Annotated in this window: 20 protein-coding genes and 1 pseudogene; 19 read left to right on the forward strand and 2 right to left on the reverse strand. The window is 67.6% G+C overall.

Translation table 11 applies throughout. The features are described 5' to 3' along the window. The 9 genes and pseudogenes from G3N98_RS28500 to G3N98_RS28540 all read left to right on the forward strand — a co-directional run. Positions 1 to 116: pseudogene (locus G3N98_RS28500) on the forward strand (substrate-binding domain-containing protein); the annotation flags it as partial. 234 nt (positions 117 to 350) lie between these two features. Further along, positions 351 to 704, forward strand: a complete 354-nt coding sequence (locus tag G3N98_RS28505) for a YciI family protein (protein ID WP_069251035.1) — start codon at positions 351 to 353, stop codon at positions 702 to 704. A 125-nt stretch (positions 705 to 829) separates the two neighbouring features. Next, positions 830 to 1249 carry a YciI family protein gene (locus G3N98_RS28510; RefSeq protein WP_089428050.1) on the forward strand — a complete coding sequence of 140 codons (420 nt, stop codon included), beginning with the start codon at positions 830 to 832 and terminating at the stop codon, positions 1247 to 1249. 41 nt (positions 1250 to 1290) lie between these two features. Next, positions 1291 to 1707: a glyoxalase/bleomycin resistance/extradiol dioxygenase family protein gene (locus tag G3N98_RS28515; protein WP_124576272.1), complete on the forward strand. Its 417-nt coding sequence runs from the start codon at positions 1291 to 1293 to the stop codon at positions 1705 to 1707. Next, positions 1704 to 2972, forward strand: coding sequence for a DUF6596 domain-containing protein (locus tag G3N98_RS28520; RefSeq protein WP_089428048.1), 1269 nt, complete (start codon positions 1704 to 1706; stop codon positions 2970 to 2972). Before G3N98_RS28515 ends, G3N98_RS28520 begins: the two co-directional genes overlap by 4 nt. Positions 2973 to 3206: 234 nt before the next feature. Continuing rightward, the gene (locus G3N98_RS28525) at positions 3207 to 3629 is read left to right on the forward strand and encodes a rubrerythrin family protein (RefSeq protein WP_089428047.1); all 423 of its coding nucleotides are present in this window, start codon (positions 3207 to 3209) and stop codon (positions 3627 to 3629) included. Between the two features lie 123 nt (positions 3630 to 3752). Further along, positions 3753 to 5090: a heterodisulfide reductase-related iron-sulfur binding cluster gene (locus G3N98_RS28530; RefSeq protein ID WP_206149996.1), complete on the forward strand. Its 1338-nt coding sequence runs from the start codon at positions 3753 to 3755 to the stop codon at positions 5088 to 5090. 31 nt (positions 5091 to 5121) lie between these two features. Then, positions 5122 to 5703 (forward strand): DUF3501 family protein, encoded by a 582-nt coding sequence (locus tag G3N98_RS28535; protein ID WP_206149998.1) that lies wholly within the window; start codon positions 5122 to 5124, stop codon positions 5701 to 5703. 734 nt (positions 5704 to 6437) lie between these two features. Next, positions 6438 to 7370 (forward strand): transposase, encoded by a 933-nt coding sequence (locus tag G3N98_RS28540; protein WP_089428045.1) that lies wholly within the window; start codon positions 6438 to 6440, stop codon positions 7368 to 7370. A gap of 123 nt (positions 7371 to 7493) precedes the next feature. On the opposite strand, the gene G3N98_RS28545 is transcribed toward G3N98_RS28540, so the two are convergent. Continuing rightward, positions 7494 to 9020, reverse strand: a complete 1527-nt coding sequence (locus tag G3N98_RS28545) for a mannose-1-phosphate guanylyltransferase/mannose-6-phosphate isomerase (RefSeq protein ID WP_206150000.1) — start codon at positions 9018 to 9020, stop codon at positions 7494 to 7496. Between the two features lie 428 nt (positions 9021 to 9448). On the opposite strand from G3N98_RS28545, the gene G3N98_RS28550 reads away from it, so the two are divergent. The 10 genes from G3N98_RS28550 (at position 9449) to G3N98_RS28595 (ending at position 22270) form a co-directional block, all read left to right on the forward strand. Then, entirely contained in the window at positions 9449 to 10822 is a 1374-nt protein-coding gene (locus G3N98_RS28550) for an undecaprenyl-phosphate glucose phosphotransferase (protein ID WP_089475627.1), read from the forward strand. 73 nt (positions 10823 to 10895) lie between these two features. Continuing rightward, positions 10896 to 12308 (forward strand): UDP-glucose/GDP-mannose dehydrogenase family protein, encoded by a 1413-nt coding sequence (locus G3N98_RS28555; protein WP_206150002.1) that lies wholly within the window; start codon positions 10896 to 10898, stop codon positions 12306 to 12308. A gap of 30 nt (positions 12309 to 12338) precedes the next feature. After that, positions 12339 to 12782 carry a low molecular weight protein-tyrosine-phosphatase gene (locus tag G3N98_RS28560; RefSeq protein WP_089428042.1) on the forward strand — a complete coding sequence of 148 codons (444 nt, stop codon included), beginning with the start codon at positions 12339 to 12341 and terminating at the stop codon, positions 12780 to 12782. Next, entirely contained in the window at positions 12776 to 13954 is a 1179-nt protein-coding gene (locus G3N98_RS28565) for a polysaccharide biosynthesis/export family protein (protein WP_069251045.1), read from the forward strand. The genes G3N98_RS28560 and G3N98_RS28565 overlap by 7 nt, the downstream gene beginning before the upstream one ends. A 50-nt stretch (positions 13955 to 14004) precedes the next feature. Next, entirely contained in the window at positions 14005 to 16230 is a 2226-nt protein-coding gene (locus tag G3N98_RS28570) for a polysaccharide biosynthesis tyrosine autokinase (RefSeq protein ID WP_206150003.1), read from the forward strand. Between the two features lie 64 nt (positions 16231 to 16294). Continuing rightward, positions 16295 to 17254, forward strand: a complete 960-nt coding sequence (locus G3N98_RS28575; protein ID WP_206150005.1) for a glycosyltransferase family 2 protein — start codon at positions 16295 to 16297, stop codon at positions 17252 to 17254. Between the two features lie 43 nt (positions 17255 to 17297). Then, positions 17298 to 18446 (forward strand): glycosyltransferase family 4 protein, encoded by a 1149-nt coding sequence (locus G3N98_RS28580; RefSeq protein ID WP_206150007.1) that lies wholly within the window; start codon positions 17298 to 17300, stop codon positions 18444 to 18446. A gap of 10 nt (positions 18447 to 18456) precedes the next feature. Next, positions 18457 to 19923, forward strand: a complete 1467-nt coding sequence (locus G3N98_RS28585) for a glucose-6-phosphate isomerase (RefSeq protein ID WP_206150009.1) — start codon at positions 18457 to 18459, stop codon at positions 19921 to 19923. Continuing rightward, positions 19920 to 21104 (forward strand): glycosyltransferase family 4 protein, encoded by a 1185-nt coding sequence (locus tag G3N98_RS28590; protein ID WP_089428037.1) that lies wholly within the window; start codon positions 19920 to 19922, stop codon positions 21102 to 21104. The genes G3N98_RS28585 and G3N98_RS28590 overlap by 4 nt, the downstream gene beginning before the upstream one ends. Then, the gene (locus G3N98_RS28595; protein ID WP_046549987.1) at positions 21104 to 22270 is read left to right on the forward strand and encodes a glycosyltransferase family 4 protein; all 1167 of its coding nucleotides are present in this window, start codon (positions 21104 to 21106) and stop codon (positions 22268 to 22270) included. Before G3N98_RS28590 ends, G3N98_RS28595 begins: the two co-directional genes overlap by 1 nt. Positions 22271 to 22408: 138 nt before the next feature. Here G3N98_RS28595 and G3N98_RS28600 read toward each other — a convergent pair. Continuing rightward, on the reverse strand, positions 22409 to 23169 hold a 761-nt coding region (locus tag G3N98_RS28600; RefSeq protein WP_206150011.1), incomplete at its 5' end, for an MFS transporter.

The following is a 23169-nucleotide window of genomic DNA, read 5'->3' on the forward strand; positions in this document are numbered from 1 at the left end:
AGGCGGCTGTCGACATCAAGTATCGCGAGAGCGTCGAGGCCGTGCAGGCGCTCGCCCGCGGCGAGTGCGACCTGGCCGGCTTCCATCTGCCGCGCGGCGAGGGTGATGAACGGTGCAACGGCAAGCGGCACAAGCAGGCGTGACATGGGGCGGTCCACAGGAAGAAAATCCGACGGTTCGGGAAGGCATCTTGACGGCAAAATGTCAGGAAGCGGCCGAAATGGCCGTCCGGCCAGTTGCCGATCGGCCGACGATGCAAGCCGCACGGCGGCTGTTACGCTTTTGCATCGGCCGGCGCATCCCGATCGCGCGGCGAGCGCTGCCGCGCCCCGTTCCCACAGGAGTCATCCATGTCTTACATGCTGTTGATAGTCGAGCCGACCGAGCAGCGCGCCGAACGCACGCTCGACGAAGGTCAGGCGCTTTACGCGCGGATGGTCGATTTCGCCGAGACGCTGAAGGCGCGCGGCGTGCTGCGCGGCGTCGAGTCGCTGGAGCGCTCCGAGCGCGGGACGCGCGTGCAGGTGCGCGACGGCGAGACGCGGCTGCTCGACGGCCCGTTCGCGGAGGCGAAGGAGATGGTCGGCGGCTTCTTCATCGTCGACGTCGATACCCGCGAGGAAGCGATCGAGATCGCGCGCCAGTGCCCGGCCGCGCAATGGTGCACGGTCGAGGTGCGGGCGGTCGGTCCGTGCTTCCTGTGAAGGTCGAGACTCGGTATTTACCCTGATATGTCGCGGAATATGTCGATCCGGCCGTCTTCCGGCCGTCGTCCGGATAAGGCGCCGATGAATGGGCGCTGCCTTCCACCGACGACAAGGAGTGAACGATGCGATTCATGATCATGATCCGGGCGAACGCCGTCAGCGAATCCGATGCGTTGCCGGACAACCGGCTGGTCGAGGCCATGACCGTCTATCACGAGGAGCTGGCCAGGGCCGGCGTGCTGCTCGACGCGAACGGGCTGCGGCCGAGCGCGCGTGGCTGGCGCGTGCGCTACACGGGCGGCAAGGCCACCGTGGTCGATGGCCCGTTCGCCGAAACGAAGGAACTGATTGCCGGCTATACGCTGATCCAGGTGCGTTCGCGCGACGAAGCGCTCGAATGGACGCGTCGGTTCCCCGCGCCGTTCGGCGCCGAGATGGATTGCGAGATCGAGGTGCGGCCGCTGTTCGAGCTCGACGACCTCACGCCGAGCGATGCGGTCGAGCGGTTCCGCGAACTCCACGTCGGCCGCACCAGCGCCTGATTGATTGCCGCCTGAATCCAACCTCACCCGGAGTACCCGACATGCACAAGATGGTTTTCATCAACCTGCCCGTGGCCGACCTGCCGCGCTCGAAGGCGTTCTACCAGGCGCTCGGCTACGAGGTCGTACCGGCCTATACCAACGACCAGGCCGCCTGCATCAAGATCAGCGACACGATCTTCGCGATGTTGCTCGTGCGGCCGTTCTTCCAGACGTTCACCGGCAAAACCATCATCGATCCGGCAACGCAGGTGCAGGTCCTGTCGTGCCTGTCGTGCGACAGCCGCGCCGAGGTCGACGCGATCGTCGCGAAGGCGCTGGCGGCCGGCGGGTCCGCGCCGCAGGCGCCGCGCGAGTACCCGAACATGTATGGCCACGGGTTCGACGATCCGGACGGCCATGCATGGGAGCTGATGGCCATGCCGCTGGACGGGTCCGCCGAGGGGCAGGCGTCGTGACGCGTGAGGCGACTCACCGTGCGATCGAAGCGGTCTGGCGGATCGAGGCGCCCAAGATCATCGCGCGCGCCGCGCGCGTGGTGCGCGACGTCGGCGTGGCCGAGGAGCTGGCGCAGGACACGCTCGTCGCGGCGCTCGAGCACTGGCCCGTCGACGGCGTGCCCGACAACCCGGCCGCATGGCTGATGACGGCCGTGAAGCGTCGCGCACTCGATCGTGTCCGGCAGGAGTCGCTCCACGCGGCGAAGCGCGACCAGCTCGGTCACGAGATGGACGCGCTCGAGGCGCACGTCGTCCCCGACATCGCGGAGGCGCTGGCCGACGCGAGCGACGACGACATCGGCGACGACCTCCTGCGGCTGATCTTCACGTCGTGCCATCCGGTGCTGTCGACCGATGCGCGCGTCGCACTCACGCTGCGGCTGCTCGGCGGGCTGACGACGGGCGAGATCGCGCGCGCGTTCCTGACGCCCGAGCCGACGATCGCGCAGCGGATCGTGCGCGCCAAGCGCACGCTCGCGGCGGCGCACGTGCCGTTCGAGGTGCCGGCGGCCGACGCGCGGCCTGCGCGGCTCGCGTCGGTGCTCGAAGTGATCTATCTCGTGTTCAACGAAGGCCATGCGGCGACCTCGGGCGACGACTGGACGCGCCCGGCGCTGTGCGACGAGGCGTTGCGGCTCGGCCGCGTGCTGGCCGGGCTGGCGCCGGACGAGAGCGAGGTGCTCGGGCTCGTCGCGCTGATGGAGCTGCAGGCGTCGCGCATGCATGCGCGCACCGATGCGCAGGGCCGGCCCGTGCTGCTGCTCGACCAGGATCGCAGCCGCTGGGATCCGCTGCTGATCCGGCGCGGCCTCGCGGCGCTCGAACGCGCGACGAAGCTCGGCGGCGTACGCGGGCCGTATGCGCTGCAGGCCGCGCTGGCGGCCTGCCATGCGCGGGCGCGGCGGGCGTCGGATACGGACTGGGCGCAGATCGTCGCGCTGTATGACGCGCTCGCCGAAGTCGCACCGTCGCCGGTCGTCGAGCTGAATCGTGCGGTGGCCGTCGGGATGGCGTTCGGGCCCGCTGCGGCGCTCGAACTCGTCGACGCGCTGCGCGACGATCCCGCGCTCGCGCGCTATCACTGGCTGCCGAGCGTGCGCGGCGACCTGCTGGCGAAGCTGGGCCGCGCCGACGAGGCGAAGGCCGAATTCCGCCGCGCGGCGGAACTGACGCGCAACGAGCGCGAACGTGAATTGCTGCTCAGGCGCGCAACGGACGCGTGACGCACGCGGCACGCGCGAATGCCGCGCACCGAGCCCCGCGCACCGAGCCCCGAGCCCCGAGCCCCACATCCCGCCAAGCACTATCGCCCGGATTGAAAAAGCCTATTGGGGGATGCGAACGCGAGCGCCTAGATTGAAGAGCACGATGCGCGCGCCCCGGCAAGCGCATCGTTCCCCACATACCTGATCGACCCGGCTCCGCACGCGGCCGCGCCGACTCGAACGGAGGCGCAAATGGCTCAACTCAAGGGCAGCAAAACCGAAGAGAACCTGAAAGCCGCATTCGCGGGCGAATCGCAGGCGAACCGGCGTTATCTGTATTTCGCTTCGAAGGCTGACGTCGAAGGCCAGAACGACGTCGCCGCGCTGTTCCGCTCGACCGCCGAAGGCGAAACCGGCCATGCGCACGGCCATCTCGAATACCTGGAGGCCGTCGGCGATCCGGCAACGGGCTTGCCGTTCGGTTCGTCGCGCCAGAATCTCGAATCGGCGATCGCCGGCGAAACGCACGAATACACCGACATGTATCCGGGCATGGCGAAGGCGGCGCGCGAGGAAGGCTTCGACGAAATCGCGAACTGGTTCGAGACGCTCGCGAAGGCTGAACGCAGCCACGCGAACCGCTATACGAAGGCGCTGGACAGTCTCGTCGACTGACGGGCCGCCGCGGGCCGCACGGCAGCCCGTGCGACCGGCAAGCGGCCGGCTGTTCGTTCATCGCTGCCCGCATCGCGCGGGCGGCGCTGGCGCGCATGCGCGCCGCGCTGGATGGAGCGCCCCATGCCCCACAAGGAAGGCAGTCTCGAAGCCCCGACCCGGCATCCGCTCGACTGGCAGTCCGATGCGTTCTACGACCAGGCCGCGATCGATGCGGAAATGACGCGCGTGTTCGACATCTGCGCCGGATGCCGGCGCTGCGTGTCGTTGTGCGGCGCGTTTCCGACGCTGTTCGATCTGGTCGACGACACGCCGATGGGCGATATCGAGGAGGTGCCGAAGGCCGCGTTCGGCAAGGTCGTCGACCAGTGCTATCTGTGCGACCTCTGCTACATGACGAAATGCCCGTACGTGCCGCCGCATGCGTGGAACGTCGACTTTCCGCACCTGATGCTGCGCGGCAAGGCCGCGCGCTACAAGCGCGGCGAAGCGACGCTGCGCGACAAGGTGCTGTCGAACACCGACGCGCTGGGCCACTTCGCCGGCATTCCGATCGTCACGCAGGCGGTGAACGCGGTGAACCGCACGCCGCCCGCGCGCCATGCGCTCGAGGCGACGCTCGGCGTCGATCGCCACGCGTGGCTGCCGGAATTCGCGCCGCGCAAGTTCCGGCGCGCGGCGAGGCCGTCGGACGGCTTGCCCGTGCGCGACGGCGAACGCACGCCCGGCAAGGTTGCGATCTATGCAACCTGCTACGTGAATTTCAACGAGCCCGGCATCGGCCACGACCTGCTCGCGATCCTCGCGCACAACGACATCCCGTACGAACTCGTCACGCGCGAAGCCTGCTGCGGGATGCCGCTGCTCGAGCAGGGCAATCTCGCTGGCGTGGCCGCGAAGAAGGACGTGAACCTGCCCGTGCTCGAACGCTACGCGCGCGAAGGCTATGCGCTGATCGGTGCGATCCCGAGCTGCGTGCTGATGTACAAGAGCGAGCTGCCGCTGATGTTCCCCGGCGACGAAGCGGTGCGCGCGGTGGCCGACGCATTCTGGGATCCGTTCGAATACGTGATCGCGCGCCATCGTGACGGACTGCTGAAGACCGATTTCAAGACCAGCCTCGGCACCGTGTCGTATCACGTGCCGTGCCATGCGCGCGTGCAGAACATCGGCCGCAAGACGGCCGACGCGCTGTCGCTCGTGCCCGACACGCGCGTGAACGTCGTCGAGCGCTGCTCGGGCCATGCGGGCACGTTCGGCGTGAAGAAGGAGTTTCACGCCGACGCGATGCGGATCGGCGCTCCCGTGTTCAAGGCGATGGCCGAGCCGCGGCCGGATGTCGTGTCGTCGGACTGCGCGCTGGCCGGCCATCACATCGTGCAGGGCATCGACGACCAGGGGCTGCCGTCCGCGCCGCTCGCGCATCCGCTTACGCTGCTGCGCCGCGCGTACGGCATCTGAGCCGCCGCCGGCCGACCCACGAGGACCTCCCATGACGTTGACCCGCGACTCCCTGCTGACGCTCGAAGCGTACGCGAAGATCCGCAAGGCCGAACACGCGCGGCTCGTCGCGTACAAGCGCCGTCGCGCGGTGGCGCTCGGCAACCACCTGCGCTTCCTGTTCGAGGACGAGACGACGATCCGCTATCAGATCCAGGAGATGCTGCACATCGAGAAGATCTTCGACCAGGCCGGCATCGAAGGGGAGCTGGACGCGTATCTGCCGCTCGTGCCCGACGGCACGAACCTGAAGGCGACGATGCAGATCGAATACGAGCACGAGATCGAACGGCACGCGGCGCTCGCGCGGCTGATCGGTGTCGAGGATCGCGTGTACCTGCAGGTCGACGGGCATGCGCGCGTCTACGCGATCGCCGACGAGGATCTCGACCGCGACACCGCCGAGAAGACGTCGGCCGTGCACTTCGTGCGCTTCGAGCTCGACGGGCCGATGCGCGCGGCGCTCAGGGGCGGGGCGGCACTCTCGATCGGTTGCGATCACCCGGCCTACACGATGCCGCCGCAGCGCGTGGACGCGGACGTGACCGCGTCGCTGGCTGCCGATCTGCGCTGACGCGTCCGCTGCAACGTCCGGCACCGCCTGCCACCGGTTTTCCTTTTTCCGTTCCGACCCGAAACACAATTCCCGCCCCCGATGCGGCGCGATCGCCCGCGCGTCGCCCCCGAAGATGTAACAGACGTCACGAGTTTGCGCGTGGCGAAAAATGTGCATCGCACGTCACCGTGCTTTCATCACTCGCAGAGAAACAATAAAAAGATTGTGCATGGAGATAATTTAAATCGGCCGGATTTGAATGATTTACCGATTCGTGAATATCTTGTTACGCTTTTTTCCCTGATTTACCGATATCGGGAAGCAATGCGCGGGATTGTTGCCGGCCGGGGTCGGAGCAGCCCGGAAATGCCCGTGAAAAGGCATTCTTCATACGCTGCGGAGCCCCGCCAGACGGGCCTTTGCAGCGACGGGCATAAAGATCCCGCAAAAAAATTCAAGCGTAAATACATTACGCATCCATGGCAGGTTGTTTCAGTGCGTAACATTAAGTCATTGTCATATTGAGATAAACCCTAGGGATGGTATGCTTCGTGCACAAAAATTCCCACATTGGAGTGAGACCGTGATTTGTGCGTCATTGCCGGGAATCTCGGCACCGTGAAAGTGCGGTGTCGCACCGGCATGCACAACAGCGGATAACCATAATGTGCAACCTGGCCGCCCCGCGACGCGATGTGTCGCGACGGCGCCGCCAATCGCAGCCCCGGCCTGGCTGCGTGGAGAGATCTACTATGTTCTTCGATGAGCTTACCGATGAAGAGTGGTTTCGTCTTTCAACGCTGATCGCCGATGAACCCATCCGGCTGAACCGCCGTGGGCGTCCACGAGCCGAACCGCGCGTCGTTGCCAACGCGGTGCTCTGGATCCTGACGACCGGTGAAGCCTGGTCGAAACTGCCCGGCCGCTATCCGTCCGGGCCGACGTGCCGTCGCCGCTACGAGGAGTGGCTCGCGTCCGGCACGCTGCTGCAGATGATCGACGTGCTGACCCAGTTCAGCGGGCGCACGTTCGCGTATATCCCGCCGCCGCCGGAGCCGGCCGTGCCCGCGCGCCGTGCCGAGCCCGTGCCCGATAACGATCGCTTGCGCGGCGTGTTCTGGCAGAACCCCGAGTCGTGGCAATTGCCGGTCGCTCAGGCAAACGTTTGGGAGGGCGAGGGTGCGTCGATGAGCGCGCGGCCGGTCGACGAAGTCGTCGATCCGTCGTTCGCGGTGCCCGGTGCGCCGTCGACGGCGCTGCGCCATGCGCATGCGTCGTCGGCGAGCTTCGCCGCGGCCGAACCGCAAGTCGACCAATATCGCGGCTATACGATCTGCGGCATTGCGCAGCCGGTGCAGAACCTGATGTATCGCGCGTGGGCCGAGATTACGCAGGACGACCGGCGCGTCGAACGCTCGGGCCTGATCGGGCCGCGCTTCACCGATGCCGAGGAAGCCGAGCAGTTCGCGCTCGACTGGGCGCGCCAGTGGATCGATCGCCATGGCGCGAGCGACGAACCGGCGCGCGAGCCGCAAGGCGAGGTGCTGGCCGGCTTGTCCGCGCTCGCGCGTGCCGAGTCGGACATCCAGCGCTTCATCGCCGAGCGCCATGCGGGCGCGCTGTCCGAAAGCCGCAACGATCCGGTGCAGCCGGAGCGTCGCGAGTACGTGTACCGCGTCGGCTGATCGCCGACCGGGTGAAACGCGCGGGCCGTCGTGTGCCACGACGCCCGCGCGGAAGTCCCGTCTTTCCATGCCTGCGTTGCCCGAGGCGCCGCTGTCGAAGCGGCGCCTCGCTGTGCACGTGCGTTACTGCCGGCCGTAGGTATCGTCGAAGCGGACGATGTCGTCCTCGCCGAGATACGCGCCCGACTGCACCTCGATCAGCTCGAGCGGCATCTTGCCCGGGTTCTCCAGGCGGTGCGATACGCCGAGCGGGATGTACGTCGATTCGTTTTCGGACAGCAGGAACGTTTCGTCGCCGCGCGTGATGCGCGCGGTGCCGCAGACGACGATCCAGTGTTCGGCGCGATGGTGGTGCATCTGCAGCGACAGTTGCGCGCCCGGCTTCACGACGATGCGTTTCACCTGGAAGCGCTCGCCCATGTCGACCGAGTCGTAGTGGCCCCACGGGCGATGCACCTTGCGGTGATCGGTCGCTTCCGCGCCGCGTTGCGCCTTGATGCGCCCGACGATTTTCTTCACGTCCTGCACGCGCGACTTGTCCGCGACGAGCACGGCGTCCGGCGTTTCGACGACGACGAGGTTCTGCGTGCCGACGCAGGCGACGAGCCGGCTTTCCGAATGCGCGAACGTCGATTCCGCGCCTTCGAACAGCACGTGGCCGCGCCCGACGTTCTCGGCATCGTCCTTCGGCGAGATCTGCCAGATCGCGTCCCACGAGCCGACGTCCGACCAGCCTGCGTCGAGCGGCACGACGACGCTCTCGCACAGTTGCGGCAGGCTCGCGAGCGGCTCCATCACCGCGTAGTCGATCGAGTTCGACGGCGACGCGGCGAACGCTTCGCGATCGATGCGGAAGAAATCGCCGTCGGCCTTGCCCTGGGCGACGGCCTGTTCGCAGGCCGCGTAGATGGCCGGTTCGAGCTGGCGGATCGCCTTCAGCCAGACCGACGCGCGAACGATGAAGATGCCGCTGTTCCACCAGTATTCGCCCGATTCGACGTACTGCCGGGCGAGTTCGAGATGCGGTTTCTCGACGAAACGGTCGAGGCGGCGCACGTCGAGTGGGCCCGTGGCGGCGTCGCCGAGCGGCGCGCCGACGCGGATGTAGCCGTAGCCGGTTTCCGCGTGCTTCGGCACGATGCCCATCGTCGCGATCTTGCCTTGCATCGCGCAGTGCACGCCGGCCGCGACGGCCGCATGGAAGCGCGGCAGGTCGGCGACCGCATGGTCGGCCGGCATCACGGTCATCACCGCATCGTTGCCGTCGGCGACCAGCCGAAACGCGGCGAGCGTCAGCGCGGGCGCGGTGTCGCGGCCGATCGGCTCGAGCATGATCGACGCGGATTTGCCGGTCAGGCGCAGCTGTTCGGCGGTGGTGAAGCGGTGATCCTCGCCGCATACGATCAGCACGTCGTCGTTCAGCGGATGGTCGGCCGCCAGGCCGTCGAGGCGCAGCGCGGTCGACTGCAGCAGCGAATGTTCGCCGAGCAGGCCGATCAGCTGTTTCGGAAAACGTTCGCGCGACATCGGCCACAGGCGCGTGCCGGACCCGCCGGCGAGAATCACCGGCTGCACGGCGACGCGCGTGCCGGCGGCTGGCGCGGTGGAAGAAGAATGGCGCGTTTCGGCAGCCACGGCCGGAGCATTCATGAGGACACTCTCCACGGTTGAAGTCAGTGCCTGTCGTTGTAGCATGAAGTAAATCGACAATAAAACCGGATCCATTGCCGGATATTCGCCACGCATTCATCGGGAAGAATTTTCCGCGCCAGCATCCGATGCAAATAAAAAAGTAAAAAATAAATCGGTGAATCGGCTGGTCTTGACCGCCCGCAAAGGGTGAGCGGAAATCGTAAAGCTTCTGAAAAATTCCCGATTCCAGGGAATTTCGGGAAAACGTGCCGAATTAATTCAGAAACATCGCGGCAAGAATTTCCGATTATTTTTCGAAATACTTGTACGCTTGAGGCGAAAATTTCTTACCGCTTCAATAGCGTCATGCAACGTTTGAATCGAATGTGCGGCACGGGTCGCACAAGGAGCTGTTCGGCAAACGCCTGTTCAAAGAGGAAGCAGACATGTTGAGCGTGCTGGCGAGAGTCATCGATATCGCGATGGTCGTGACGGGGGCGCTGATCGCCGCCGCGCTGCACGGTGGCAGCATCTGGCTCAACGACCTGCAGCGCACGATGATGCTGTTCGATTGCCTGCTCGTCGTCGTGTGCTTTCCCGCCTTCGGCATCTACCAGTCGTGGCGCGGCAAGCGTCTCGTCGGGCTGGTGGGGCGGGTCGCGTTCGCGTGGCTGGTGGTCGAGCTCGCGGGCATCCTGTTGAGCTTCAGCTTTCACCAGTCGGGCGACCTGTCGCGGCTGTGGCTGGGGTACTGGGCGCTCGTGACGATGGCGCTGCTCGCCGGCTCGAAGGCCTGCGTGCACGTCGTGCTGCGGCAACTGCGCCGCGGCGGCTACAACCTGAAGGCGGTCGCGATCGTCGGCGGTACGCCGGCGGCGCGGCGGCTGATCGCCCAGATGCGGGCGCGGCCGGAAGCCGGTTTCAACCCGGTGTGCGTGTACGACGAAAGCGAAGCGCCCGGCGAAGTCGCGCTCGACGACGTGCGCATCGAGCGGCAGTTCGAATCGCTGGTGTGGCTGGTGCGCAGCCGCGCGATCAGCGAGCTGTGGCTCACGCTGCCGATCACGGAGGAGCGCCGGATTCACCAGATCGTGACGGTGTTCCGCCACGACTTCGTGAATATCCGCTTCATCCCGGACGTGCGCACGCTGTCGTTCTTCAACCAGGAAGTGGTCGAGGTGCTCGGCGTGCCGGCGATCAACCTCGCGGCGTCGCCGATCACCGACGTGCGGATCCTGCCGAAGTTCGTGTTCGACCGGGCGTTCGCGCTGGTGGCGCTCACGGGCCTCGCGCCGGTGATGCTGCTGATCGCGTGCCTGATCAAGCTGACCTCGCGCGGCCCGGTGTTCTTCCGCCAGAAGCGCAAGGGCATCGACGGGCACGAGTTCGAGATCTACAAGTTCCGCTCGATGAAGGTGCACCAGGAAGTGGCGGGGCAGGTCACGCAGGCGAAGAAGAACGATTCGCGCGTGACGCCGGTCGGCCGGTTCCTGCGCCGTACGAGCCTCGACGAGCTGCCGCAGTTCATCAACGTGCTGAAGGGCGAGATGTCGGTCGTCGGCCCGCGCCCGCATGCGCTCGCGCACGACGACATCTACAAGGATCTGGTCAAGGGCTACATGTTCCGCTACCGGATCAAGCCGGGCATCACCGGGTGGGCGCAGATCAACGGCTATCGCGGCGAGACCGACCAGATCGAGAAGATGATGGGGCGCGTGAAGCTCGATCTGTACTACATGCAGAACTGGTCGTTCTGGCTCGACATCAAGATCGTCGTGCTGACGCTCTGGAAAGGCTTCACCGGCAGCAACGCGTACTGAGCACCGAGATCGCGCCGCGCAGGCATTCCGGTTTTACGAATTTCGAATCATTGGTCAAGAGGTCCGACACATCATGAATCTGACTATCATCGGCAGCGGTTACGTAGGGCTGGTCACCGGCGCATGTCTGGCCGACATCGGGCACGACGTGTTCTGTCTCGACGTCGACCAGGCAAAGATCGACATCCTGAACAACGGCGGCGTGCCGATCCACGAGCCGGGCCTCAAGGAAGTGATCGCGCGCAACCGCTCGGCGGGCCGCCTGCGCTTCTCGACCGATATCGAGGCCGCGGTCGCGCACGGCGACGTGCAGTTCATCGCGGTCGGCACGCCGCCCGACGAGGACGGCTCGGCCGACCTGCAATATGTACTTGCGGCCGCACGCAACATCGGCCGCTACATGACGGGCTTCAAGGTGATCGTCGACAAGTCGACGGTGCCGGTCGGCACGGCCGAGCGCGTGCGCGCGGCGGTGGCCGAGGAGCTCGCGAAGCGCGGCGGCGACCAGATGTTCTCGGTCGTGTCGAATCCGGAGTTCCTGAAGGAAGGCGCGGCGGTGGACGATTTCACGCGGCCGGACCGCATCGTGATCGGCTGCGACGACGACGTGCCGGGCGAGCGCGCCCGCGAGCTGATGAAGAAGCTCTACGCGCCGTTCAACCGCAACCACGAACGCACGCTGTACATGGACGTGCGCTCGGCCGAGTTCACGAAATACGCGGCGAACGCGATGCTCGCGACCCGCATCTCGTTCATGAACGAGCTGGCGAACCTGGCCGACCGCTTCGGCGCGGACATCGAGGCCGTGCGCCGCGGGATCGGCTCCGATCCGCGCATCGGCTATCACTTCCTGTACGCCGGCTGCGGCTACGGCGGCTCGTGCTTCCCGAAGGACGTCGAGGCGCTGATCCGCACCGCCGACGAGCACGGGCAGGCACTGCAGATCCTGAAGGCGGTGTCGTCGGTCAACGCCACGCAAAAGCGCGTGCTCGCCGAGAAGATCGTCGCGCGCTTCGGCGAGGACCTGAGCGGCCGCACGTTCGCCATCTGGGGCCTCGCGTTCAAGCCGAACACCGACGACATGCGTGAAGCGCCGAGCCGCGAGCTGATCGCCGAGCTGCTGTCGCGCGGGGCGCGCATCGCCGCGTACGACCCGGTCGCGCAGGAGGAAGCGCGCCGCGTGATCGCGCTCGATCTCGCCGATCACCCGAGCTGGCTCGAGCGCCTGAGCTTCGTCGAGGACGAGGCGCAGGCCGCGCGCGATGCCGACGCGCTCGTGATCGTCACCGAATGGAAGATCTTCAAGAGCCCCGATTTCGTCGCGCTCGGCCGCTTGTGGAAATCGCCGGTGATCTTCGACGGCCGCAACCTGTACGAGCCGGAGACGATGAGCGAGCAGGGCATCGAATACCACCCGATCGGCCGGCCGGGCTCGCGCCAGGCCGTCGCCGCCCGTGTGCCGGGCACCGCGCCCGCGAGCGCGTAACCCGTTTCCCGTCACTCGTTACGAGACGCCATGTTCCGGAACATCCTGATCGTCTGCCACGCGAACGTCTGCCGCAGCCCGGCAGCGGAACTGCTGTTCAAGTCGCACGCCGCGTCGCGCGGCGGCCCGCGCCCGACGTTCCACTCGGCGGGCGTGCATGCGAACGACGGCGACGGCATCGATCCGGTGATGCGTCAGCTGCTCGCCGAGCGGGGCGTCGATGCGACGACCCATCGCTCGCGGCGGCTGTCGCGCCGGATCGTGCGCGACGCCGACCTGATTCTCGTCAGCGAGCGCGGACAGATCAAGGCCGTCGAATCGGTCGATCCGTTCGCGCGCGGCAAGGTCCACCTGCTCGGCAAGTGGGAAGGGGCCGAGATTGCCGACCCGCACGGCGGCCCCGAGGCCGATTACCGCGAGAGCTACTCACTGATCGAACGTCTGGTTCAAGGATGGCTACAGAAACTATGCTGAAACGCCCGATGCGCCCGGTGGCGCTTGCCGTCGCGCTGACGACTTTCCTGTCAGCCTGTGCAACCGCGCCCGGCAACTACCTCGACTCGTCGAACCTGAAGGACGAAGGCCGGCAGCAAGCGGCCGAAACCTATCCGGTTCATTACATCGACGCCAAAGTGGTGATGGACCAGCTGCAGAAAGCGCAGGTGGACCATCCGCTGCCGCCCGGACGTTATACCGATCCGTCGGAGTACGTGTACCGCGTCGGCCCGCAGGACATCCTCGGCGTCACCGTGTGGGACCACCCCGAGCTGACGACGCCGCAGGGCCAGTCGTTCTCGAGCGGCGGCAACACGACGCAGTCGGTCGCGGGTGCGTTGCAGCAGCCGTATACGACCGCGCTGCCGGGCCAGGCCGATCCGTACGGCCAGACGGTGGCCTCGGACGGCACGATCTTCTTCCCGTTCGTCGGCCGCATCAAGGTGGCCGGCAAGACGGTCGCGCAGATCCGCGAGCAGATGGCCACCACGCTGTCGCGCTACGTGAAGAATCCGCAGCTCGACGTGCGCGTGCTGTCGTTCCGCAGCCAGAAGGTGCAGGTGACGGGCGAGGTGAAGCAGCCGGGCCCGCTCGCGGTGAGCGACGTGCCGCTGACGCTCGTCGACGCGATCTCGCGCTCCGGCGGCTCGACCAACGAGGCCGACCTGCAGCGCGTGCGCCTGACGCGCGACGGCAAGCTCTACACGCTCGACGCGAACGGCGTGCTCGATCGCGGCGAGGTGAAGCAGAACGTGATGCTGCAGCCGGGCGACATCGTCAACGTGCCGGACCGCAGCGACAGCCGCGTGTTCATCATGGGCGAGGTCAAGACGCCGGTCACGGTGCCGATGCTCAAGGGCAAGCTGACCATCGCCGATGCGCTGACCGCGGGCGGCGGCATCCTCGACACCGACGCGAACCCGCGCAAGATCTACGTGATGCGCGGGATGCGCGACAACCCGACGAAGCCTGAAGTGTTCCGCCTCGACATGACGCAGCCGGATGCGCTGATGCTGTCGAGCCGCTTCCCGCTTCAACCGCTCGACGTCGTCTACGTCAGCACGGCCAGCTCGGTGCAGTTCAACCGTGTGCTGCAGCAGGTGCTGCCGACGATCCAGACGATCTTCTACATGCGGCAAATCACGCGCTGATAGCCCGCCGGGGCGGCGCCTCCGCCCCGGCACCACTCAAGCGGGAACGAATGGTGAACACGCAAGCGAAACACACCTACGCGGATCTGTCCGCGAAAACCGAGGAAGAGGACGTCGTCCTCGGCCAGTTGCTCCAGGTGATCATGGACGACATCTGGCTGCTGCTCGGCATCGCGGTCACGGTCGTCGCGCTCGCCGGCCTCTACTGCTACATCGCGAAGCCGGTCTACCAGGCCGACGTGCACGTGCGGGTCGAGGGCAACGACAACACGTCGCAGGCGCTCACGCAGACGCAGACGGGCGCGATGATCAACAGCGGCCCGCAGCAGGCGCCGACCGACGCGGAAATCGAGATCATCAAGAGCCGCGGCGTGGTCGCGCCGGTGGTCGAGCAGTTCAAGCTGAACTTCTCGGTCGTGCCGAAGACGCTGCCGGTGATCGGCAGCCTCGCCGCGCGCATCGCGACGCCGGGCGAGCCGGCGAAGCCGTGGCTCGGCCTGAAGTCGTACGCATGGGGCGGTGAAGTGGCCGACGTCGATTCGATCAACGTCGTGCCCGCGCTCGAAGGCAAGAAGCTGACGCTGACGGCCGGCCCGAACGGCACCTATTCGATCGTCGACCAGAACGGCATGCGGCTGCTGTCGGGCCATGTCGGCGAATCGGCGCAGGGCGGCGGCGTGACGCTGCTCGTGTCGAAGCTCGTCGCGCGCCCCGGCACGCAGTTCACGGTGGTCCGCTACAACGACCTCGACGCGATCAGCGGCTTCCAGACCGGCATCCAGGTGACCGAGCAGGGCAAGCAGACGGGCGTCGTGCAGATCTCGCTCGAAGGCAAGGACCCGGACCAGACCGCCGCGATCGCGAACGCGCTCGCGCAGTCGTACCTGAACCAGCACGTGGTCGCGAAGCAGGCCGAAGCGACCAAGATGCTCGACTTCCTGAAGGGCGAGGAGCCGCGCCTGAAGGCCGACCTCGAACGCGCGGAAGCCGCGCTGACGCAGTACCAGCGCACGTCGGGCTCGATCAACGCGAGCGACGAGGCGAAGGTCTACCTCGAAGGCAGCGTGCAGTACGAGCAGCAGATCGCCGCGCAGCGCCTGCAGCTCGCGTCGCTCGCGCAGCGCTTCACCGATTCGCACCCGATGGTGATCGCTGCGAAGCAGCAGCTCGCCGAGCTGCAGGGCGAGAAGGACAAGTTCAGCAACCGCTTCCGCAGCCTGCCGGCCACCGAAGTGAAGGCCGTCCAGCTGCAGCGTGACGCGAAGGTGGCCGAGGACATCTACGTGCTGCTGCTGAACCGCGTGCAGGAGCTGTCGGTGCAGAAGGCCGGCACGGGCGGCAACATCCACCTGATCGATTCGGCGCTGCGTCCGGGCGATCCGGTCAAGCCGAAGAAGGTGCTGATCCTGTCGGCCGCCGTGTTCCTCGGGCTGATCCTCGGCACCGGCGTCGTGTTCCTGCGCCGCAACATGTTCCAGGGCATCGAGGATCCCGACCGCATCGAGCGCGCGTTCAACCTGCCGCTGTACGGGCTGGTGCCGCAAAGCGCCGAGCAGGTGAAGCTCGACGCGCAGGCCGAGAAGGGCGGCAGCCGTACCCGGCCGATCCTCGCGAGCCTGCGTCCGAAGGATCTCAGCGTCGAGAGCCTGCGCAGCCTGCGCACCGCGATGCAGTTCGCGATGATGGATGCGAAGAACCGCGTGATCGTGCTGACGGGCCCGACGCCGGGCATCGGCAAGAGCTTCCTGACGGTCAACCTCGCGGTGCTGCTCGCCCATTCGGGCAAGCGCGTGCTGCTGATCGACGCCGACATGCGTCGCGGCCTGCTCGACCGCTACTTCGGCCTCACGTCGCAGCCGGGCCTGTCCGAGCTGCTGAGCGACCAGTCGGCGCTCGAGGACGCCGTGCGCGAGACGCCGGTGCAGGGCCTGTCGTTCATCTCGGCCGGCACACGCCCGCCGAACCCGTCGGAGCTGCTGATGTCGTCGCGCCTGCCGCAATACCTCGAAGGGCTCGGCAAGCGCTACGACGTCGTGCTGATCGACTCGCCGCCGGTGCTGGCGGTGACCGACGCGACCATCATCGGCCGCATGGCCGGCTCGACGTTCCTCGTGCTGCGCTCGGGCATGCATACCGAAGGCGAGATCGCCGACGCGATCAAGCGCCTGCGTACCGCGGGCGTCGACCTGGAAGGCGGAATCTTCAACGGCGTGCCGCCGAAGGCGCGCGGCTACGGCCGCGGCTATGCGGCCGTGCATGAATACCTGAGCGCCTGATCCGCATCGCACGTAACCGGGCGGGCAGCGCGTGTTGCCTGCCCGGCCGACAGGAGAATCAACGATGAAAATTTCCGTGCTCGTTCCGACCTATCGGCGTCCCGCCGACCTCGCGCGCTGCCTGCTGGCGCTGCAGCGGCAGCATCGGCTGCCCGACGAGGTGATCGTCGTCGCGCGCCCGGAGGATGACGCCACGCACGAACGGCTCGCCGATCCGGCGGTCGGCGGCGCGCTGCCGCTGCGCATCGTGCCGGTCGAGGTGCCGGGCCAGGTCGCCGCGCTGAACAAGGGGCTGGACTCGGCGAACGGCGACATCGTCGCGATCACCGACGACGACGCGGCGCCGCACCCCGACTGGCTCGCGCGCGTCGAGTCGGCGTTCGAGGCCGATCCGCGCGTGGGCGCGGTCGGCGGGCGCGACTGGGTGCACGAGAAGGGCCGCGTGCTCGACGAATCGCGCGAGCTCGTCGGCCAGCTCACGCTGTCCGGCAAGATCGTCGGCAACCATCATCTCGGCGTCGGCGGCCTGCGCGAAGTCGACATGCTGAAAGGCGCGAACATGAGCTACCGCCGCGCCGCGATCGAGCGGCTGCGCTTCGACACGCGGCTGCGCGGCGCCGGCGCGCAGGTGCACAACGACATGGCTTTCAGCATGCGCGTGCAGCGCGACGGCTGGAAGCTCGTCTACGACCCGGCGATCGCGGTCGATCATTTCCCGGCCGAGCGCTTCGACGACGACCGGCGCGATGCCGCGTCGCTGAATGCGATCAGCAACGGCGCGTACAACCTGCACCTGATCCTGCGCGAGCATCTGCCGCCGGTCCGGCGCGAGATCGCGTGGTGGTGGTGGACGCTGGTCGGCACGCGCGTCTACCCGGGCCTCGCGCACGTGCTGCTGTCGCTGCATACGGCGCAGCGCGAGCGGATCCGCGAGCACTGGCGCGCGGTGCGCCGCGGCGCGCGCGACGCCCGCCGCGCGAACCTTGCCCCCCATCGTGCGGCGATGCCGCCGGTGACGTCTTGAACGGCCTGCGCGCCTCGCGCGCGGCCCCCCACGGAGGGCTCGCATGACTGCAACGAAAGCTGCGACGAACGTCCACGTTCACCTGTTTTACGGCGCCGATCCGCGTACCTACCGGAAAGGCGAGAACATCGGTTGCCTGTACGGCTATCACCATGCCGAATCCGACGAATTCCGGCTGACCTATTCGCAGGACGGCGGCGAGAACCGCGTCGCCAGCCTCGCGCGCCGTGCGCTGAAGGCGGCGCTCGGCTTCGACGTCGTACATGCGTGGCGCAACCGCGCCGCGCTGCTGAACACCGACGTGATCTGGACGCACACGGAACAGGAGCATCTGGCCGCTGCGCTGATCCTGAAACTGGCCGGCGCGCAGGGCAAGCGCCCGCTGCTGCTCGCGCAGAGCGTGTGGCTGTTCGACAAGTGGAACAGCTTCGGCGGCCCGCGCCGCTGGCTGTACCGCAAGCTGATCGCGCGCGCCGACGCGCTGACCACGCTGGCCCGCGACAACGCCGAGCTGTGCCGACGCTATCTCGGCCGCGACGCCGAGTTCGTCTACTACGGGCTGAACACGCAGGATTTCCCGATCACCGAGCCGCGGCAATGGCAACCGAACCGGCCGCTGCGGATCGCGGCGATCGGCAACGATCGCGACCGCGACTGGCGCACCTTCCTCGCCGCGTTCGGCGGCGACGAGCGCTACGACGTGCGGCTCGCGACGCGCCGCCGCGTGCCGCGCGAGTGGCATGCGCCGAACGTGAAGATCGGCTCGGCGTCGGGTCTCGCGAAGCAGCACGAGCTGTACGCGTGGGCGGACGTGATCGTCGTGCCGCTGCGGCCGAACTTCCATGCGTCGGGCATCACGGTGATGCTCGAGGCCGCCGCCGTCGGCAAGCCGATGATCGTGTCCGACGTCGGCGGGCTCAGTGACTACTTCCCGCACGATACGGCCGCCTATGTGCCGGCGTTCGACGCGCAGGCGATGCGCCAGGCCGCCGATCGCTTCGTGGCCGATCCGGTCGCGGCGCTCGCCTGCGCGCAGGCCGCCGCCGCGTGCCTGCGCGACCGTGACCTGACCACGCAGGCGTTCGCCGAGCAGCACGTGCGGATCACGCGCGACATGCTGCGCCGGCGCCGGACGCCGGCTGCCGCGGGCCTCGCGATGCCGCTCGCGGATTCGCGCCCGTCGTCGCGGTGAGAGCGGATCGATGAGTACGATTGCCGCCGAACGCGCACCGTCGCGCAAACGCAATTGGCTTCCCGAGCCGAGGCACTGGGTCGGGCAGGCCGGGCTGTGGACGTTCACGGCCGCGCTGATCGCCATTCACCAGGGCAAGGTGCTGACGCTCGCGTTTCCGGTGCTGGCCATCGCGGTCGGCCTCTGGCTGTATTTCAAGAGTCCGGCGCGCTACGTCGGCTTCATGTGGTGGGTGTGGTTCCTGAGCCCGGAAGTGCGGCGTCTCGCCGACTGGTCGAAGGGCGCGTTCACGCCCACGAGCCTGATCCAGGTCGCGCCGCTCGCGGTGACGATGATCGCCGGCCTCGGGCTGATCCGGCATTACCGCGTGCTCGCGCAGCGGCGCGGGATCCCGATCCTGCTGATGCTGTTCGGGCTCGCGTACGCCTACCTCGTCGGGATCGTGTCGAGCGGCGTGATGGCCGCGACCTACGACCTCGCGAACTGGGTGTACCCGCTGCTGATCGGCTTTCACATCATGGTCAACGCACGCGACTACCCCGAGTACCGCGACGTGCTGCTGTCCACGTTCATGTGGGGCATGCTCGTGATGGGCCTGTACGGCGTCGTGCAGTACTTCGTGATGCCGCAGTGGGACGTGCTGTGGATGATCGGCTCCGACATGGGCTCGCAGGGCGAGCCGGTGCCGTACGGCGTGCGCGTGTTCAGCACGATGAACTCGTCGGGGCCGTTCGCGTTCGCGATCATGGGCGCGCTGGTGTTCGTGTTCGCCGCGCCGCAGAAGATCCGCTGGTTCGCGGGGGCGGCCGGCTTCGTGTCGTTCGCGCTGTGTCTCGTGCGCTCGACGTGGGGCGGCTGGGTGATCGCGCTCGCGATCCAGCTCGCGCAGTCGAACAATCGCGTGCGGATGCGGATCCTGATCAGCGGCGTCGTGCTGGTCGGCCTGTGCGTGCCGCTGCTGACCGTCGGGCCGGTGGCCGACCGTCTCGGCGCGCGCCTGCAGTCGATCACGAACCTGAAGGACGACCGCAGCTACGACGACCGCAACAAGTTCTACGCCACCTTCGCGCAGACGGCGTTCACCGACGTCGCCGGCGAAGGGATGGGCGCGACGGGTGCATCCACGAAGCTGTCGAGCGACAGCGGCGAGCTCGGCAAGTACGGCAGCTTCGACAGCGGCGTGATGAACGTGCCGTTCGTGCTCGGCTGGCCCGGCACGCTGCTGTACCTCTCGGGCGTCGTGATGCTGTTCAGCCGCACGCTGCGCGCGGCGTTCAAGTTGCGCAAGGACAAGTTCGTCGGCGCGTGCCTGAGCCTGTGCCTGTCGACCTTCGCGATGCTCGTGTTCACGAACTCGCTGATCGGCACGGGCGGCCTGCTGATGTTCACAGCCATTTTTTCGATTCTTTCCGCGGCGCACTGGCAAAAGGCACAACGCCTGCTGGCCGCCGCGCGTTTACGGGGAGGCGACCATTGAGAATCGCGATCGTCACGCACGTCGTGCGACATAACGACGGGCAGGGCCGCGTCAATTACGAAATCGCGCGCGCGGCGCTGGCCGAGAACTACGAGGTCACGCTGGTCGCGTCGCATGTCGCGCCCGAGCTGCTGGCCGACCCGCGCGTGCGCTGGGTGCCCGTGAAGGTCGGCGGCTTCTGGCCGTCGAATCTCGTCAAGCAGCAGGTGTTCGCGCTGAAGAGCGCGGCCTGGCTGCGATCGCACCGCAGCGAGTACGACGTGCTGCACGTGAACGGCTTCATTTCGTGGATCAAGGCCGACGTCAATACCGCGCACTTCGTGCACGGCGGCTGGTTCAAGAGTCCGTACTATCCGTTCGGGCCGACGAAGGGGCTGTGGTCGGCCTACCAGTACGTCTATACGCGTGTGAACACCACGCTCGAGCGCTGGGCGTACCGGCGTTCGCGCGCGATCACGGCCGTGTCGCAGAAGGTGGCCGACGAGATCGCCGGGCTCGGCATCGACAGCCGCAAGATCAGCGTGATCTACAACGGTGTCGACGCCGGCGCGTTCGCGGGGGCGCAGGCCGACCGCGCGGCATTCAAGCTGCCGGACGATGCGTTCCTGCTGCTGTTCGTCGGCGACCTGCGCACGCCGCGCAAGAACCTCGGCACCGTGCTGAAGGCGCTGACGAAGCTGCCGGCGAACGTGCACCTGGCGGTGGCCGGCTATCTGCCCGGCAGCCCGTATCCGGAGGAGGCGCGCGCGCTCGGCATCGATTCGCGCGTGCATTTCCTCGGCCTCGTTAAAAACATGCCGACGCTGATGCGCTCGGTCGACGCGTACGTGTTCCCGTCGCGCTACGAAGCGATGAGCCTGTCGCTGCTCGAGGCGATGGCGGCCGGGCTGCCGGTCGTCACCGCGCGCACGGCGGGCGGCGCGGAAATCATCACGCGCGAATGCGGGATCGTGCTGGAGGACCCGGACGATCCGGCCGCGCTCGCGCAGGCGATCGGCTCGCTCGCGGCATCGCGCGACACCTGTCGCACGATGGGCGAAGCCGCCCGCGAACTGATGACCCGTTTCGGCTGGGCGCACATGGGCGCCCAGTATGTCGCGCTTTACCGGCGCATCGGCCAACCCACGCAGCCGTCCGCTTTCGAGCGGGCCGAGCATGCAGTCACGCAGGAGCAAACGTGATGTCCCAATCTTCCCGGCCGATCAAATCGTTGCAAATCGGCATGCACTGGTTCCCCGAGCGCGCGGGCGGCCTCGACCGGATGTACTACTCGCTCGTCGGCGCGCTGCCGGGCGCGGGCGTCGAGGTGCGCGGGCTCGTCGCCGGCTCGCCGAAGGTCGCCGACGACACGGACGGCGCGATCCAGGGCTTCGGCCCCGCATCGGAGTCGCTTGCACGCCGGATGCTCGCCGCGCGGCGCGCGTTGCGCGAGGAGATCCGCAGCGAGCGGCCGGACGTGATCTCGTCGCACTTCGCGCTGTACACGTTCCCGGGCCTCGACGTCACGCGCGGGATTCCGCAGGTGTCGCATTTCCAGGGGCCGTGGGCCGACGAAAGCCAGGTCGAGGGCGCCGCATCGCTCGGCCAGCGCGCGAAGCGCTATCTCGAACAGGCGGTCTATACGCGTTCGTCGCGGCTGATCGTGCTGTCGCAGGCGTTCGGCCAGATCCTGACGAACCGCTACGGGATCGATCCGTCGCGCGTGCGCGTGATTCCCGGCTGCGTCGATACCGCGCAGTTCGATACGCCGCTCACGCCGGCCGAGGCGCGGCACAAGCTGCAACTGCCGCAGGACCGGCCGATCGTGCTGGCCGTGCGCCGGCTCGTGCGGCGCATGGGGCTGGAGGACCTGATCGATGCGATCGGCCTCCTCAAGCACCGTCACCCGGACGTGCTGCTGCTGATCGCCGGCAAGGGCAAGATCGGCGAGGAACTGCAGCAGCGCATCGATGCGGCCGGGCTGCAGGACAACGTGAAGCTGCTCGGCTTCGTGCCTGACAACCATCTCGCGGCGCTGTATCGCGCGGCGACGGTCAGCGTCGTGCCGACGGTCGCGCTCGAAGGCTTCGGGCTGATCACCGTCGAATCGCTCGCGTCCGGCACGCCGGTGCTGGTCACGCCGGTGGGCGGGCTGCCGGAGGCGGTGGCCGGGCTGTCCGACGATCTCGTGCTGCCGTCCACGGGCGCGGACGCGATCGCGGAAGGGCTCGGCGCGGCGTTGTCGGGCGCGATCACGCTGCCCGACGAGGCCGCGTGCAAGCGCTATGCACGTGACCATTTCGACAACGCGGTGATCGCGCGGCGCGTTGCCGGCGTGTACGAAGAGGCGATCCAGGCGGCAGGTTGAATGCGCCGCGGCGCGCGACCTGCGCGCCGAACCGAAAGCCGAACCGGCGCGCGTGCGTGCGTGGCCGGTTCGCGTGCTGACCGCCCGTAGCGGGCGGGCCGGCCTTCTTCTCCCTTCGATACTCGGCGCCGGCACGCGTCACGCGCGCCTGAGCGTGGCGGCCCACACGCCAAGCGCCGCCACGCTCACGACCGCGCCGAGCACGCAGACGCCCGTCCATCCGGCGCGCGCATACATCATCGTCGACGCAATCGCGCCGAGCCCGCTGCCGGCCGAATAGAACAGCATGTAGCAGCCGACGAGGCGCGCATGCGCATCGGGCCGCGCGCCGAGAATCATGCTCTGGTTGACGACGTGGACGGCCTGCCCGCCGACGTCGAGCAGCACGATGCCGACGATCAGCCATCCAATCGACGTCGCGCCGAACGCGAGCGGCAGCCACGAGCACGCGAGCAGTGCGAGCGCGGCGCCGGTCGTTGCTTCGCCGCGCCCGCGATCCGCGAGCCGGCCCGCGCGGACGGCCGCTGCCGCGCCCAGTGCGCCGACGAGGCCGAATGCGCCGATCTGCGTATGCGACATCGCGTGCGGCGGCGCGCTCAGCGGCAGCACCAGCGCGCTCCAGAATATGCTGAAGGCCGCGAACATCAGCAGCGCGATCGCGCCACGCACGCGCAGCACGCGTTCATCGCGCAGCAGCGACACCATCGATCGCAGCAGCGCCGCGTAGCCGATGCGCTCGCGCGGGCCGTTCTCGTCCGGCAATAACCGCGACAGCACGACGAGCATCGCGATCGCGAGCGCGCCCGACACCAGATAGACGGCTCGCCAGCCCGCGATGTCGGTGACGACACCGGCCAGCGAGCGCGCGGCCAGCAACCCGACCACGACGCCGCCCTGCG

The organism is Burkholderia sp. Tr-20390 (assembly GCF_017104595.1).
In the GTDB taxonomy this organism is placed as follows: domain Bacteria; phylum Pseudomonadota; class Gammaproteobacteria; order Burkholderiales; family Burkholderiaceae; genus Burkholderia.